This window comes from Paraburkholderia phymatum, assembly GCF_038900715.1.
Taxonomy (GTDB): Bacteria; Pseudomonadota; Gammaproteobacteria; order Burkholderiales; family Burkholderiaceae; genus Paraburkholderia; species Paraburkholderia phymatum_A.
The window spans coordinates 530780-547282 of the sequence record NZ_JAYMRZ010000002.1; the positions used below are offsets into that span (position 1 = coordinate 530780).

The window sequence follows — 16503 nt, forward strand, 5'->3', positions numbered from 1 at the left end:
ATTCCTCGTAGATGAATGGCGGTGGACGCGAAGCCGGTCTCGATGTCCGCACAACGGTTCTAGAGCGGCGTGTCGCCTTCGATCGTCGTGCGATAGAGCTTGCGGCGCAGATGATCGGGCGTGCCCGCGGCGAGGTGCATTAGTGAGCGGTTGTCCCAGAACACCAGATCGTGCGCTTGCCAGCGATGCCGGTACAGATGCTCGGCACGCACGCTGTGCGCGAAGAGTTCGTCGAGCAGGGCTCGGCTTTCGTCTTCAGGCAAGCCGACGATGCGCGTCGTGAAATGTTCGCTGACGAAGAGCGCCTTGCGGCCCGTTTCCGGATGAATGCGCACCACCGGATGCACGACGGGCTTGACCTGCGCGACCTGCTCGGCCGACAGATCCGGACGCCACGGACTGCGCGCCTGCAACTCCGCATAGCGCGCGAGGTATGTGTGCTCCGCGTGCCTGCCAACGACTGCCTCGCGCAAATGCGCGGGCAGCGTGTCCCACGCGAGATGCATGTTCGCGAACAGGGTATCGCCGCCCTCGGACGGAAGCTCCTGCGCGTGCAACAGCGAGCCGAGACTCGGCTTCTCCTTGTACGACAGATCCGAGTGCCAGAAATGGCCGGCGTCGCCGAGACCGATCGGCTTGCCGTTCTCGACGATGTTCGACACGATCAGCACTTCGGGATGATCCGCGAGCGCGAACTGATACAGCACATGAATCTGCAACGGCCCGAAGCGGCGGCTGAACGCGATGTGTTCTTCGGGTGTGATGTGCTGATCGCGAAACACGAGCACGTGATGATCGAGATGCGCACGACGGATGCGCGCAAAGTCCGCATCGGAAGGCGGCTCGCTTAACGACAGACCGATCACTTCGGCGCCGAGCGGCGCGTCGAAGGGACGAATCTCGAATGACTGCGCGTGAGCGTCGCGCGAATCCGCGCGGTTCACGCTGGTTGCTCGCTCGCTTGCGATGCTGATGAGGTCGGGTGCGGTGCTCGTCACGAGAAGATGCCCAGTGTCTGATCGGGATCACCAATGTAGGGCCTCGCTCGCGCAGGGGTCAACGAATCAAAGCCGATACCCTTATCTGCGTCAGTCATAAAGCGATGGCACGCAGGCGGCTCATACGCGTAGGTGGCGGGCTGTTCGTCGTTAGGGACCAGATAGTTCAGATCGGCCTCGATCGACGACGGCCGGCCGTTCGATGACGACTTCGCTGATGATCCGTCACTCGGGTTCTATTTCGCCGATCATGTAAAACATGTCGAGCGTGTATCCCATGTTGAAGTAGCCAGCACGTGCATAAGCGGCGATACGCTCGAGGCGCTCGGCATCGTCGGGTGGCGAGTGCCTGTCATGCGTGTCTTTATGATGCGTCTCTTTGTGGCGGGCCGCGACGCGTCGCGGCTTCGTATGCAGCCGGTTCCGCACGGATTCGAACGGCTCGAAAACGGCATGACGGTAAAACGCTGCGAGGTTCATCGACATGATGCGTCCTCCTGCTTGTGGCGTCGTCATTGAATCTAGTGGGTGGCGCGTCCAGGTGCAAACAAGCATTCGTGCGTTGCTTTGCAACGCGCGCGGGATGCGCTGCGTCGAGTGCCGCAGCGCGTGCCGTGGTGTCGTGGTGTCGCAACTCGTGATTCGCTGCTTTCGATATGCGCAAACATTGGTTGGATTCGCGCCCCCGCCGACTTAACGTCATGGGTCTGACGCGCCCGATCGCGGCGTGAGCGGTTCGTGCCAACTGCGCGGCGCAGTCCGGCAAACGGCATTCCTCACAGACATGACAGACATCAGCGACAGATGAGCAAACACGACGAAACATCCATCGATACCCATCCCGCCGATCTGCGCAAGCGACGGCTCTTGCAGCGCGCCGCCGTCGGCCTGACGGGCGCCGCGCTCGGCGGCATATTCGGACCGTTCGCGAGCGGCGCCGCGCATGCGCAAGGCGCGAGCAACCGGCTGCGAATCGGTTATCAGAAGTACGGCAACTTCGTCGTGCTGAAGGCGCGCGGCACGCTCGAAAAGCGGCTTGCAAGCCAGGGCGTGACCGTCCAATGGCTCGAATTTCCCGCCGGACCGCAGTTGCTGGAAGGACTGAATGCAGGCGCCGTCGACGTCGGCACCGTCGGCGAGACGCCGCCTATTTTTGCTCAGGCGGGCGGCGTCGACTTCGTGTACATCGGCAGCGAACCGTCCGCGCCGCAAGGCGAAGCGATCGTCGTGCCGCACGATTCGCCGATCCGCTCGGTTGCGCAGCTACGCGGCAAGAAAGTCGCGCTCAACAAGGGCTCGAATGTCCACTTCCTGCTCGTGAAGGCGCTCGAAAAAGCGGGGCTCGCGTACACCGACATCCAGCCCGTCTATCTGACACCCTCCGATGCGCGCGCGGCCTTCGTGCAAGGCAGCGTGGACGCGTGGGTGATCTGGGACCCGTATCTCGCGGCGATCGAACGCCAGGGGAATGCGCGCACCCTTGCCTATGGCGACGGACTCGTGCGCAATACGCAGTACTACGTCGCGGCCCGCAAATTCGCCGCTGCACAACCGCAAGTGCTGCGCACGCTGCTCGAAGAAGTGAACGGCATCGACGGCTGGGCGCACGACAACATTCCCGAAGTGGCCGCGCTGCTGTCGCCGCTTGTCGGGCTCGATACGGCCACGCTCGAAGTCGCGCTCAAACGCACCGGCTACGGCGTGCAGCCGATCACGGACGCGACGCTCGCGTATCAGCAGCAGATCGCCGATACGTTCAGCGCGCTCAAGCTGATTCCCGGCAAGCTGACCGTCGCGGACGCGCGCTGGAAAACCGGCTGAACGCAGCCGGCTCCAACGCGCGGGCGCATCGATATGGCGGTCCGCTCAGAAGCCCGCTGCGAGACCGTCGCGGCGGCTGTCGCTCGCGGCCACATAGCCGCGCTCGGGCTCGTTGCGGTCGAGCTTCCAGATGAACTGGCCCGAGCCGAAATCCATATAAGGATCGTCGATCGACTTGATCGTGTGGCCGAGCCCTTCGAGCGCGCGCGTCGTGTTGCGATCGAGCGTCGATTCGACGTCAATCGTGAAGTCGCGGTTGACCTTCCAGCGCGGCGCGTCGCACGCGGCCTGCGGCTGCTGGCCGTAGTCGAGCATGCGCACGACTGTTTGCAGATGGCCTTGCGGCTGCATATCGCCGCCCATCACGCCGAAGCTCATCACGGCTTCCTGCCTGCCATCCACCTGTTGCGTGAGGAACGCGGGAATGATCGTGTGGAAAGGCCGCTTGCCGCCTTCGACGACATTCGGCGACTTCGGGTCCATCGAGAAACCGTAACCGCGGTTCTGCAGCGAGATGCCGCTGTCCGGCACCACGACGCCCGAGCCGAAGCCCATGTAGTTCGACTGGATGAAGCTGACCATCATGCCGCGCTCGTCGGCCGCCGACATGTAGATCGTGCCGCCCGACTTCGGCATGCCGAAGCCGAAATGCGTCGCGCGCTTCGGATCGATCAGCTTTGCGCGCGACTTCAGATACGCGTCGTCGAGCATTTGCGCGGGCGTCACTTCCATCGAACGCGGATCGGCGACGTAGCGATACACATCGGCGAACGCGAGCTTCATCGCCTCGATCTGCAAGTGCTGCGATTCGATGCCGTCCACTTTCATCGAGCCCATGTCGAACTGCTCGAGAATGCCGAGCGCGATCAGCGCGGCGATGCCCTGCCCGTTCGGCGGAATCTCGTGCACCGTATAGCCGCGATACTGCTTGCCGATCGGCTCGACCCAGTCGGGCTGATAGTTGCGCAGATCGTCGAGCGTCATCGCGCCGCCGCATTCGCGCGAAAACGCCGCGATGCGCTCGGCGATCTCGCCTTCGTAGTACGCGCGCGGGCCCTTTTCGGCGAGCACGCGCAGCGTCTTCGCGTGCCCCGGCATCTTCACCAGTTCGCTCATTTCGGGCGCGCGGCCGCGCGGCATGAACGTATCGGCGAAACCCGGCTGACTCTTCAGTTCGGGCACGGCGGCGGCCCACTTGCGCGCGACGATGCCCGCCACCGCGTGGCCGCGCTCGGCGATCTCGATCGCTGGCTCCATCAGGTCCGCGAACGGCAGCGAGCCGAACTTCTTGTGCAGCGCTTCCCAGCCCGCGATCACGCCCGGCACCGTCACCGTGTCCCAGCCGCGCACGGGGTGCTCGGCGAGGCCGTTGTTCTCGCCGTACTTGCGCTTGAAGTAATCGACGTTCCATGCGGCGGGCGCGACGCCTGATGCATTCAGCCCATGCAGTTTCTTGCCGTCCCACACGAGCGCGAACGCATCGCTGCCCAAGCCGTTCGACACCGGCTCGACGACCGTGATGGCCGCAGCCGCCGCGATTGCGGCATCGACGGCATTGCCGCCTTTCCACAGCATCCGCAGACCGGCCTGCGCGGCGAGCGGCTGCGAAGTCGAGACGATGTTGCGCGCGAACACAGGCATGCGCGTCGTCGGATAAGGGTTCTGCCAGTTGAAATTTGTCATGCCTTCACTCTAGAGGTTGACCACGGCCCTGTCGAAAGCGACACGGCCACGGAAAGAAATCAGGATTCGCGCGGATCGAGCGCGTCGCGCAGACCGTCGCCGAGCAGATTGAAGCCGAGCACGGCCAGAAAGATCGCGATGCCGGGAAAGATCGACATCCACGGCGCCTGGCTCACGAAGTCCTTCGCGGTGTTGAGCATCGATCCCCACGACGGCGCGGGCGGCAATTGTCCGAGCCCGAGGAACGACAGGCTCGCTTCGGCGATGATCGCGCTCGCCACCGTAAGGCTCGCCTGCACGATGATGGGCGGCAGCACGTTGGGCAGAATGTACCGCAGGATGATGCGCGGATGATCGAGGCCGATCGCGCGCGCGCCTTCGACATACTCTTCGGCCTTCACGCTGATCGCCTGTCCGCGCGTGAGGCGGATGAAGCGCGGCATCGCCGAAATGCCGATCGCGGCCATCGCGTTCGTGAGGCTCGGCCCGAGGAACGCGGAAAGCGCGATCGCGAGAATCAGGAATGGAATGGACAGCAGCGCATCGGCGACGCGCGAGATCGCGCCGTCGACGAGCTTGCCGAAATAGCCGGCGAGCAGCCCGAGCGGCACGCCGAGCACGACGGCAATGCCGACGGACACGACGCCCGCGAGCAGCGACGCGCGCGCGCCGTACAGCAGACGGCTCAGCACGTCGCGGCCGAGTTCGTCGGTGCCGAACCAGTGAGCCGCCGACGGCGCCTGGCGCACGGTCATGAAGCTCGCCTGCACGGGGTCGTACTGCGTGAGCCACGGCGCGAACACGGCCATCACGACGACGAGTGCCACCAGCAGCGCGCCGAATACCGCGGCGCGGTTGCGCATGAAGCGCACGAGTCCACGGCGCTTGCGGCGCGGCAGCGTTGCGGCGGACGATACGGATGGGGCATCGAGAGGAGTAGCCATCAACTGCGCCTCAGTCGGGGGTTCAGCAGGATGTACAGCACATCGGCGCACAGATTGACGACGATGAACGCGAGCGCCGTCACGAGCACGACGCCTTGCACGACGGGATAGTCGCGGTTGAACACGGCATCGACGACGAGCTTGCCGAAGCCCGGAATCGTGAAGACCTGCTCGGTCAGCACGGCGCCCGCGAGCAGTTCGCCGAACAGCAGCGCGAGCACGGTGACGATCGGGATCAGCGCGTTGCGGAATGCGTGCTTGACGACCACGGCGCCGCGCAGCAGCCCCTTCGCGCGCGCGGTGCGGATGTAGTCGGTGCGCAGCACGCCGAGCATCGCGCTGCGCGTGTGGCGCATCAGTTGCGCGCCGAGCGCGGCGCCGAGCACGAACGCGGGCATCAGCATCGTCTTGATGCTGAGCCAGAAGTCCTCGCCCGGCGACACGTAGCCCGACGACGGCAACAGATGCCAGCGCACCGACACGATGAAGATCAGCATGATGCCGAGCCAGAAGTTCGGTATCGACATGCCGGACAGCGCGAAGATGTTCGCGGCGTAGTCGAGCGGTCCACCTCGGCTCGCCGCCGAGATCACGCCCGCCGGTATGCCGATGCCGATGGCGAGGATCATCGCCATGATCGCGAGCTGTATCGTGACGGGCAGCTTCTGTGCGATCAGCGAGCGCACGGGCACGTCCGTGAGCAGCGACGCGCCCAGGTCGCCGTGCGCGACGTCGCGCATCCACAGCGCGTACTGCGTGGGCACGGGTTGATCGAGGTGATACTTGACCCGCAGCGTCGCGATGAGTTGCGGGTCCTGGTCCTCGCCCGCCATCGCCATGACGGGGTCGCCCGGCAACAGCTTCTGCAGGCCGAAGATCAGCATCGACACCAGGATCAGCGTCGGCACGGCCACGAGCATGCGATTGGCGATGATCCGCAGCATGGCGCTCAGCCTTTCATCGAAACGCCGCGCAGGCGAACGAGGCCATCGGCGGAAGGCGTGAAGCCCTGCACCTTCTTCGACAGCACGAACGGCCACGGCTGCGCGTAGATGTAGACGATGGGATCGTCGTCGGCGAGGATCTTGCCGGCTGCGTCGTAGTCCGCCTTGCGTTCGGCCGAGGTGAGCTTCGTGCGCGCGCCGTCGAGCAGCGAATCGACCTGCTGGTTGCAGTAGTGCGCGTAGTTCAGGTTGCCCGAGCACGTATTGAACTGATGCAGGTTGCCATCGGGATCGACGCGGCCCGACCAGCCCGTGTACATCGCTTCGAAATCGCCGCTGTGTCCCGCGTTCAGCTCGGTCGCGTAATCGCTCGGGCGCAGCTTCAACGTGATGCCCGCTTCGCCGAGCATCGCCTGCAGCATCTGCGTGATCTGGCTCGCGACGGTGTTGTTCGGATACGCGAACTCGATCGTCGGATGCTCGTGGCCCGACGCTTTCAGCAAGGCCTTCGCTTTCGCGACGTCGCGCTTCGTCGTCGGCAGCGACGCGTTGTAGTACGGGCTCGATTTCGGAATGCCCTGGTTGGCCGGCGTGAAGATGCCCGCGCCGATCACCTGATCGATCGCATCGCGGTCGATCGACAGCTCGAACGCCTGGCGCACGCGCTTGTCCTTCAACGGGCTGTTGCCGCGCGGACCGTTGTTGATGTTGAACGTCACGTAGTAGAAGCCCAGGCCCGTCACCGGCTTGAATTGCAGGTTCGCATCGCTCTTCACCGACGCGACATCGGAAGGCGCGAGGCGTTCGAGCATGTCGAGCGAGCCCGAGCGCAGGTTCGCGAGACGCACGGTGCTGTCGGGAATCGGTTGGAACACGACGCGCTGGATCGGATACTTGTCCGCGTCCCAATAGCCCGCGAACTTCTCGAGCACGACGCGATCGTTCTGCACGCGCTGCACGAACTTGTACGGACCCGAGCACACGGGATGCGACGCGACACCTGCCGCATCGGAGAGCGTCTTCGGCGCGAGCATCATGCCGGCGCGGTCGGAAAGCGTGGCGAGCAGCGCGGCGTCCGGCTGCTTCAACACGATCTTCACGGTGCTGTCGTCGACGACGTCGACATGATCGACCGACGAAAGCTCGCTCTTGCGGTTGCTGGTCGGCAGGCTGCGATAGCGGTCGAGATTGGCCTTCACGGCGGCGGCGTTCAACGGCTCGTCGTCCTGGAACTTCACGCCCTGGCGCAGCTTGAACGTCAGCGACTTGCCGTCGGCGCTCGTGGTCCAGGAAGTGGCGAGCATCGGCACGATCTTGAGATCCGGCCCGACGTCGACGAGCGAATTGCACATCGACGCGAACACGATCCGGTCGACGAACTGCACGCTGCGCGCGGGGTCGAGCGAGCCGATATCGTCCTGCAAGCCGATGCGGATGGTGGTCTGGGCCATCGCGGCGGATGCGCTCAATGCGAGCGCGGCGGCAATCAACATTCTTCGCATGCGTTATGTCCTTGTTGCGGTTCGGGTTGCCATCAAAAGTTGCTTATCGGATCGCGCCCGCTGTCAGCGCGGCCTGCCTGTCACGGTAAATTTCCAGGCGCTCGTTCAGCTTCACGCTGACGCTCGCCGCGAGCGGCGTGCCGCTGCCCGCGTTCTGCACCTCGCGCCAGAAGTGGCAGGCGACCTGCCGGCCGCCGGGCAGCGCTTCGGCGAGCGGCCGCTCCTGCGAGCAACGCGGCTTTGCGTGAGGGCAGCGCGTATGAAAGCGGCAGCCAGGCGGCGGCGCCGTCGGGCTCGGCAGATCGCCTTGCAGCGCGGGCTTCGTGCGGCGCGCGTGCGGACTGCTCGCGGGAATCGCGCGCAGCAGCGCTTGCGTATACGGATGCAGCGGCGCATCGAACAGCTCGTCGACTTGCGCCAGCTCGACGATCTCGCCGAGATACATCACGGCGACGCGGTCGCTCATATGGCGGATCACGGCCAGATCGTGCGCGACCATGATCAGCGTGAGGCCGAGTTCCGCTTTCAGCGATTCGAGCAGATTGATCACCTGCGCCTGCACCGACACATCGAGCGCCGACACCGGCTCGTCGCCGACGATCAGCTTCGGCTCGCCCGCGAGCGCCCGCGCAATGCCGATGCGCTGACGCTGCCCGCCCGAAAATTCATGCGGATAGCGCTCCGCGTAGCCGGGCTGCAAGCCGACTTTGGTCAGCAGTTGCGCGACGCGCTCGCGGCGCTCGGCGGCATTGCTCGCGAGCCCGTGCACGCCGACCGGCTCGCCGATGATCTGCCCCACGGTCATGCCCGGATTCAACGAAGCGAACGGGTCCTGAAAGATGATCTGCATCTCGCGGCGCAGCCGCCGCAGCTTCGCGCCTTGCCAGTGCGTGATGTCCTCGCCCCGATAGATCACGCGCCCTTGCGTCGCGTCGATCAGGCGCAGCAGCAGCCGGCCGAGCGTGGACTTGCCGCAGCCCGACTCGCCGACAATCGCGAAGGTCTCGCCCGTGTTCACGGCGAACGACACGTCGTTGACGGCGTGAACCGTGGGCGTGCGCGCGAACATGTGCCGCTCGCCGCCGAAGCGCTTCGTGAGCACGCTCGCTTCGATGATGGGCGCTTTGGTGTCGGCACTTTTGTCGGCGCTCATGTCAGCTCCTTTTGCTGCGCGGGCGTCACGATCTGCTCGACGGGCGCGAGCCAGCACGCGACGCGATGCTCGCCCGAAAGCGTTCTGTCGGGTGGCGCGGCGTCGATGCAGCGCTGCTCCGCGAACGGACAGCGCGGCGCGAAGCGGCAGCCGCGCGGCATCTGCTCCGGCGACGGCACCGAGCCGCGTATCGTCGCGAGCGAGCCCGCGCGCTTGCCGACGGACGGGATCGCGCCCATCAGGCCGATCGTGTACGGATGCTGCGGATCGTCGAACAGATCGGTCACGGTGCCGTACTCGACGATCCTGCCCGCGTACATCACGGCGACGTGATCCGCCACTTCGGCGACCACGCCCAGATCGTGCGTGATCAGGAGCATCGCCGTGCCCGTCTCCGCCTGGAGATTGCGCACGAGCGACAACACCTGGGCCTGAATCGTGACGTCGAGCGCCGTCGTCGGTTCGTCGGCGATCAACAGACGCGGGCGGTTCGCGAGCGCCATCGCGATCATCACGCGCTGGCGCATGCCGCCCGACAGTTGATGCGGGAACGCGTCGAGCCGCGTTTCGGGTGCGGGAATGTGGACGAGGCGCAGCATCTCCAGCGCTTCGTCACGCGCTTGCGCGCGCTTGATGCCGCGATGCCGCCGGATGCTCTCGCCGATCTGCTCGCCGATCGTGTACGCGGGATTCAGCGACGTCATCGGCTCCTGGAAGATCATCGACATACGGTTGCCGCGTATGTCAGCGAGTTCGCGCTCCGTCAGCGCGAAAAGATCCTGCCCTTCGAAATGCGCGGTGCCCGCGACGCGCCGCGCGGGCGGGCTCGCGAGCAGCCCCATCAGCGCCAGCGACGTCACGCTCTTGCCGCAGCCCGACTCGCCGACCATGCACAAGGTCTCACCCGCGTGAACCGGGAAGGAGACGTTATCGACGACATTGGGTACATCGGCCGCGTTTGAAAATTTCAACGAGAAGCCTCGTACATCCAGTACTGGTCGGCGTTCAGCACCGGTCATGCTTGGGCACTCCGCATCGTGTCGCTCGTCCTTTCATGTCGTTGTGAATCCATTATCTGGCCGGCGTTGTACAAAAAATATTAATATTTCTTTTCGACACTTAAGTTTTTCTCATGATTCGATCATGAGACGCACTCGGGACATACCATGCCGACGCTTCGCATGTTGAAGACTTTCAAGGCCGTGGCACGCACGGGATCGTTCTCGGCCGCCGCCGACAAGGTTGCGCTGACACAGGCCGCCGTCAGCCTGCAGATGCGCGGACTCGAACTGGCGCTCGGCCGCCAGCTGTTCGACCGCCGGGGCCGCCAGATCACGCTGACGCAACACGGCCATACGATCTGGCCGAAGGTCGAGCAGATCCTGGAGCTTCTCGCCGAGCTGGAAGCGAAGCCTTCGGACGCGATGGAGGGGCCGGTGACGATCGGCGCGGTGGTGTCGGTGATCGGCGCGCTGTCGCTGGCCGTCGCGCGGCTGAAGGCCGCGCATCCGCGGCTCGACGTGCGCCTGCTGTCGGCGCGCTCGGACGAACTGGCGGGCATGGTCGAAGCGGGCGAAGTGGATGTCGCCGCCGTCGTCGCGCGCGCGGACCAGACGCTGCCCGACACGCTGAAGTGGACCACGCTCTACACCGAGCCGATGATGCTGGTCGTGAGCCGCGAGATCGTCGACAACGACCCGCAGCGCATCTTGCGCAGCCACGGGTTTCTGCGCTTCGACCGGCGCGTGCGCACCGGGCAGGTCGTCGAACAGGCGTTGCAGAAGTCGGGCTTGACGGTCAACGAGTATCTCGAACTCAATTCGATCGAAACGATCGTCGCGCTCGTGCGCGAGAAAGTCGGCGTCGCGGTGCTGCCGTTGCTCAATCGCGGGAACTGGCAAAGCGACCCGCTGCTGCGCGTGATTTCGATCGGCAGCCCGCCGACGCTTCGAACGGTGGGCATGGTGCAGCGCGCATCCGATGACCGGAAGGCTTTGACGCGCGAAATCGTCGATACGTTTCAGGCCACGCCGCGCGCCGGGTCCTAAAACGCCGCCAACGCGATCATCTACATTCATGTGATGCCGATATGACAGAAAAGCTGGCGATTAAATGCTATTCAATGTCCCTAAGACGGCCGTGAAAGAAGCGAAATTGGCAATGTTCATTTCAATGCCAATTTTTGAAAGCGGGATTTAAAGGCTCGCTGACCTTTCGTCCCTCAAGAGCTATGGAATTGCCGGCACGTTAGAAAAGAAGAGTACGGACACTACGCATTTCATCCCGTGGCAACTCGCGAGAAGAACACGAAAAAAATCACATGAACCTGTCGATCTTCAACGCTCGCCGCTTCATTCGCTTCCTGTTTCTTTTCTGCGTGTCATTCGCCTTTTGCGGTGCGAGCCATGCCGCGTCCGCCGATTGCAGCGCAGGCACGCTCGTTACCGTAGTCGCACATCTCGACGACGATCTGCTGTTCGTCGAGCCCGGCATTAGCGAGCAATTGCGGGCGGGCTGGTGCGTCACGACGGTCCATCTGATCGGCGGGGCCAACGGCGCGAACTTCGCGTATGTTCAAAAGCGCGAGCAGGGATCGCGTCTCGCCTACGCGCGCATGGCCGGCGTGGCGAATGACTGGGACGAGTCGACAGTACGCATCGCGGGCAAGCCGGTGTTTCAGCTGACATTGAAGGCGCAACCGAAAGTGCGGCTGCTCGAACTGCGTCTTCCCGGCGGCGCCGTTCGTGGCGGCCGAGTGCCGCTCGCGTTGCTATGGGATCAGGGCGCGACGATCACGACCTATCCGATGGGACACGGCGAAATCGCGCCGGCACGCTATACGTGCGATTCGTTGTCGGCCGTGCTCAAGGCAATTTTGCAAGACGCGACGCGCATTTACACGCTCAATCCCGACACCGTGCCGTTCATCGAGCATCCCGATCACATCTACTCCGCGCGCATCACGCGGCACGTCGCGCAAACCCTGGGGCGATCGATTCCGATCGCGTACCACATCACGTATCCGATGGGCACGTGGCCGTCCACGCTGTCCGGCGACGAAGCGCAACGCAAGCGCGACGTTTCAGCAAGCTACTTCACGATCGACGGAGGAGACTTCGCGCATGTATTCGGCGAATACCAATGGGACGGCAACTGGATCCTGCGCCGATATGCGCGCTTCGATACGACCAGTCACGCCACGCCCGATTTCGTCGCGCGGCCGACGGTGCTGTTCAACACCGCTTCCAGCGAATGCCTGACTTCCGCGGGCAGCGAGCGCAAGCCGGAACTCGCGCCGTGCGACGGCTCGGTCAGCCAGCAATGGACGTGGGAACCGCGGCCGACCTATGCGGGCAATCAGCACAACGCGGCACTCGTTTCGGCGTCGACGCGGCAATGCGTTGCCGAACACGATGGCACGTTGACGGAAGAGCCCTGCGAAGCGTGGGACGAATCGCAGCGCTGGACGCCGTGGGACTTTGGTCTGATCTTTACGCCGTCGCGCCGGTGCCTCGGCGAGGAAAGCGGACGCCTCAACATTCGCGGCTGCGCATCGCTGACGACTCGTTACCGCTGGTCGACGACGCGCCCGACCTGGGCGACCGATCTGCGGCTCGCGGGCGCGATGTACGGCGATGTGTCGGGGCACGGCGAGTCGTCGGCGGTGTACGTTCAACGCCGCGCAGACGGTCCGGGCTTCGACGTCAATGTTCAGGCGTTGAGCAAAGCCGATAAACCCGTGCGCTGGTATGCGAACGCGGTTCCGTTCGACAGCCGCGCAACGACGGCAACGTGTCGCGCGGATAGTTTGTGCTTCGACAGCGCGCGCTTTCTGCTCGGCGATTTCGACGGCGACGGCCGCGCGGATCTGATGGTCGTCACGCCGCGAAACGGCGGCACCGCATTCTGGCTGCTGCGCAGCACGGGCAGCCGCTTTACCGCGCCCGTTCGCTGGTTCCAGAGCGACAGCCGGATGCCTGCGGGACGCGTGCAGCAGATCACGCCGTACTCGACCAAAGAGAAGGAACCGGCAAAAGTACTGATCGCAATTCAAAAGCCGGACAACGGTGTCGAACTATGGACAGTGAGCGCGGACGCGGCGGCACACGTTCAGCAAACCAAGGTACTCGACAACAGCCGTCTCAAGTCGAATCTTCGACTGCTTGCAGTGCGCAACGATCGCGCAAATGCATCGTTTGTCGCCATTCAACCGGCCGACGACAACGGGCGCATCGCAATCGTCCCGCTCGGTGTCGAAGGCGGGCACTGGTCCGTTGGCGCGCCCGCGATGCTGCCCGCGACGTTCAAACCCGACATGACGAAATTCGCCGCCAGTGATCCGCACGCCGATGCCGATGCGTCGATCGTCATGACCGTACCTCATTTCGCGAGCCCCGGCGGCGTCGACGCCTGGAAGCTGGATGCCGCTCATCCCGATTCGGCGCCCGTTCTGCTGGCCTCGTTGCGCGGCATCCGGTGGCAGGACACGACACCTGCGCTGACGGGCGACGGCAAGCACACGACGCTTGTCTTTTACCAGCGCACCGACGCGATACTCGACAACACGCTCTTTACCGCTGGAAACGCGGCGCTCGTCCAATACGCGATGAACGGAAACAGTGTGCAGGCTTTACCAACAGAGTCGGTCCAGCTTCCCGCAATGTACTCGGAAACGCTCTGGCTCGAACGGCTCACTCAATAGGGACCGGGCAAAAAAATTGCACACGGTTGAATCGGCGGCATTGATGATTTGCAGCAAAAGCAACTCTACAGGTAAGTACTTAGGTGTCGAGTAATGACTAGTCGTTGGCTGATGATTCCCGGTGCGATTGAGTATGTTAGAACCGTCATTGAACACACCAATTGACGGTCGATCAACGGAACCGTACGCTGCACAGAGAACAGACAGCAATTGACGATTCGCCATCGCGGCCCTGTTCGCTTCGTACACAATACTTATTCAAACGGTGACAAGTGCGGATACTACAGGTCGTACATGCGCCACGTCTGTCTGGTGCCGAGATCCTCGCGAAGGGTCTTGCAATCCAGCATAGGGAGGGTGGCCACGAAGTCTGCATCGCGTCGATGCTGCCTCAACTTGCAGACTTCGATCACAGCCGCAGCGAGCTGGCGGCCGCGGACGTGCTGTGCGATTTTCCCAATGCATATCTGGGCAGGATGGGGCGCCTGATGCATCTGTGGCGTTGCATCAAGCAGTTCCGGCCGGACATCATCATCGCTCATGCAACGCTCGCCGCGCTTTACGTGCGTCTTCTTCCGTATGCGGCGCCCGTCGTCTACGTGATGCACTCCGGCTCCAACGATTTCGAGAACCCCAAGCTGAAATGGGCCGAGCGCTTCCTCTCGCATCGCGCAAGAGCCGTCGTCGGCGTCTCGCAGCAGAATACGCACGACTACCTGCGCGAATTCGGACCGCATCCGCTCGTGACGGTGATCCCTAACGGCGTCGACCTGTCGCGCTTCCAGTTCGTGGCTTCCGCATTGAACCTGGCCGACCACGGCACGGCAAAGCAGATCGTGCAGCTGGGACGCTACGTTCGCGACAAGGGACAGCTCGAAACGATCCGGGCCTTCGATGGCGTGCTGCAAGAAGAACCGGAAGCGCGCCTTCTGCTGTGCGGCGTCATCGAGGACAAGGCTTATCACGAGACAGCGATGAATCTCGTGGACCGCATGAACCTGAACGAGCGTGTCTCGCTGTGCGGCCCCGCGACGAATGTCGCCGCGATCCTGCAAGCGTCGCATGTGTTTGCGATGCCCTCTCACCGGGAGGCGCATAGCATCGGCTTTCTCGAAGCGCTGGCATCGGGTATCCCCGTCGTCGGAAGCCGCATCGCAGCATTCGAATTCGCCCGCGAATTTCCGGGCGTCTCGCTCGTCGACACCATGAATCCTTCCGCGTATGCGCGCGCGCTGGTTCACGCAATGCACACACCTCGCGCATATCGCCCGCTGGACGGCTATACGCTGCGCGACACGGCCGAGAGCTATCTGAAAGTCGCGCAGGCTATTTTCGAATCGAGCGGCATCTCGTCGATGTCGAGCTGGAACAGAAACCAGTCGACCTGACAATCGACATCGGTGCGGGAACAATATCGTCCCGCCAATCGTTTTGCTCTTGCATTCACGCTGACTCCCGCAACCGGATGCAGTGCCCCTCGCGCCGGATCAGCCGCACTGGCCGACGTGCGCGCAAGTTCTTTTGACGATACTTGTCGCGCTGCGTGCGCCCGCCCACATTCGCTTTGCGATTTATCAAGGCAGCATTGGAAGTTAGCGGGAGAACTGGGGCCTTCCATACATCCGGTGACGCGCGCATCGTCCGGAATGCTTCCCGCCGACGTCGGGGTATCCGCAGTTCTGGTCCGGTTCATTGAGGTTGGGGAAGAACATGTCCACGCGTCCGCGTCAAAGACTCGATGCCAACGAATCGGAGGGGCCGGACGGGAAACCGCTGCGCACGCGTCATGTCGCCGTCGTGCTGTTCGAAGGGTTCGATCTGCTGAGCGCGAGCGTCATCGCCAACACGCTCGAACTGGCGAGCGAGCTGTCGTCGCGCAGTTCGATCCAGTGCGCGTACCGGGTCGCCGTTCTCGCGACACACGATGGACACGTCGGCAGTTCCGCGACGCTGCTCGTTTCCACGGAAGCATTCGACACACGCAGAGACTACGAATTCGACGCGATCTTCGCGATCGTCGGTGCGGACACGGATCTCGACGACCGCTCCGAGCCGCTGACCGCCTGGATCGGCCGCGCCCGCGCGAAAGCGGCCGACGTGCGGCTGGTCGGCGCGCCGCTGCCGGGGCCCGACAGCCCCATCCGCGATGGGCCGCGCGCGACGCATCACGAATCGTCGTGCAGCGCGGCGGGACACGCCAACGACTGCAAGAGGAAATCGCAAAGTCTCCACGACGCGCTAACGGGTGCGCTAAAACTGATCCGCCGCGACATGGGCGACACGATGGCGAGGCGCGTCGCCGATCATCTGTCGATCTGCTCGCAAGACGCGCTGAATGCGATATTCGAGGACGTCGTCGGCAGCACGCCCGCCGAGAAGGTGCGCGCGGCCGCGCACTGGCTGCAGGACAACTGCCGCCGCCAGGTCACGATCGAAGACGCGGCGCAGGTGGCCGCGATGAGCGAGCGCAGTCTGCTGCGTCACTTCAGAAGCGAGCTCGGCATGACGCCGTCCGACTATCTGATGAACGCGCGGCTACAGGTCGTCTGCAATCTGCTGGTCGAGACCGATCTGCCCGTCGACAAGGTCGCGAAGCGCGCGGGCATGACGAGCGGCGATCATCTCGCGCGCAGCTTCCGGCGGCATATGAAAACATCGCCGACCGAGTATCGCGCGCAGCGCAAGGTGCAATGCTGAGCGGCATGCGGCGCGCGCTCGACACGACATCGACCGGATAGAAAAGAAATGGCTGGACG

The 16503-nt window shown here is 63.8% G+C and carries 13 protein-coding genes; 5 read left to right on the plus strand and 8 right to left on the minus strand.

Annotation, left to right across the window (positions count from 1 at the left end; all coding sequences use genetic code 11):
• Positions 1-59: 59 nt before the first annotated feature.
• The gene (locus VSR68_RS05750; RefSeq protein WP_342938989.1) at positions 60-968 is read right to left on the minus strand and encodes a TauD/TfdA family dioxygenase; all 909 of its coding nucleotides are present in this window, start codon (positions 966-968) and stop codon (positions 60-62) included.
• A gap of 255 nt (positions 969-1223) precedes the next feature.
• Positions 1224-1484: a hypothetical protein gene (locus VSR68_RS05755; RefSeq protein ID WP_342938865.1), complete on the minus strand. Its 261-nt coding sequence runs from the start codon at positions 1482-1484 to the stop codon at positions 1224-1226.
• 318 nt (positions 1485-1802) lie between these two features.
• On the opposite strand from VSR68_RS05755, the gene VSR68_RS05760 reads away from it, so the two are divergent.
• Positions 1803-2819 (plus strand): sulfonate ABC transporter substrate-binding protein, encoded by a 1017-nt coding sequence (locus tag VSR68_RS05760; protein ID WP_342938866.1) that lies wholly within the window; start codon positions 1803-1805, stop codon positions 2817-2819.
• Between the two features lie 45 nt (positions 2820-2864).
• Here the strand turns inward: VSR68_RS05760 and VSR68_RS05765 are convergent, their stop codons facing one another.
• Genes VSR68_RS05765 through VSR68_RS05790 form a run of 6 tightly spaced genes read right to left on the minus strand, consistent with a single transcriptional unit; the run spans position 2865 to position 10064 of the window.
• Positions 2865-4502, minus strand: coding sequence for a gamma-glutamyltransferase family protein (locus VSR68_RS05765; RefSeq protein WP_342938867.1), 1638 nt, complete (start codon positions 4500-4502; stop codon positions 2865-2867).
• A gap of 59 nt (positions 4503-4561) precedes the next feature.
• Entirely contained in the window at positions 4562-5446 is an 885-nt protein-coding gene (locus VSR68_RS05770) for an ABC transporter permease (protein WP_342938868.1), read from the minus strand.
• On the minus strand, positions 5446-6390 hold the full coding sequence (locus tag VSR68_RS05775; protein ID WP_342938869.1) for an ABC transporter permease: 945 nt from the start codon (positions 6388-6390) through the stop codon (positions 5446-5448). Before VSR68_RS05775 ends, VSR68_RS05770 begins: the two co-directional genes overlap by 1 nt.
• A gap of 5 nt (positions 6391-6395) precedes the next feature.
• Positions 6396-7892: an ABC transporter substrate-binding protein gene (locus tag VSR68_RS05780; protein ID WP_090872549.1), complete on the minus strand. Its 1497-nt coding sequence runs from the start codon at positions 7890-7892 to the stop codon at positions 6396-6398.
• Positions 7893-7935: 43 nt separating this feature from the next.
• Positions 7936-9045, minus strand: coding sequence for an oligopeptide/dipeptide ABC transporter ATP-binding protein (locus tag VSR68_RS05785; protein WP_342938870.1), 1110 nt, complete (start codon positions 9043-9045; stop codon positions 7936-7938).
• Entirely contained in the window at positions 9042-10064 is a 1023-nt protein-coding gene (locus VSR68_RS05790) for an ABC transporter ATP-binding protein (protein WP_342938871.1), read from the minus strand. Before VSR68_RS05790 ends, VSR68_RS05785 begins: the two co-directional genes overlap by 4 nt.
• Before the next feature lie 147 nt (positions 10065-10211).
• Between VSR68_RS05790 and VSR68_RS05795 the strand changes: the two genes are divergently transcribed.
• The 4 genes from VSR68_RS05795 (at position 10212) to VSR68_RS05810 (ending at position 16444) form a co-directional block, all read left to right on the plus strand.
• Entirely contained in the window at positions 10212-11093 is an 882-nt protein-coding gene (locus tag VSR68_RS05795) for a LysR family transcriptional regulator (protein WP_342938872.1), read from the plus strand.
• 272 nt (positions 11094-11365) lie between these two features.
• Entirely contained in the window at positions 11366-13747 is a 2382-nt protein-coding gene (locus tag VSR68_RS05800) for an RICIN domain-containing protein (RefSeq protein ID WP_342938873.1), read from the plus strand.
• A 272-nt stretch (positions 13748-14019) separates the two neighbouring features.
• A complete protein-coding gene (locus tag VSR68_RS05805; RefSeq protein WP_342938874.1) occupies positions 14020-15135 on the plus strand; it encodes a glycosyltransferase in 1116 nt (371 codons plus the stop codon).
• A 322-nt stretch (positions 15136-15457) separates the two neighbouring features.
• Complete coding sequence (locus tag VSR68_RS05810) at positions 15458-16444, plus strand: helix-turn-helix domain-containing protein (protein WP_342938875.1); 987 nt, start codon at positions 15458-15460, stop codon at positions 16442-16444.
• Positions 16445-16503 lie beyond the last annotated feature (59 nt).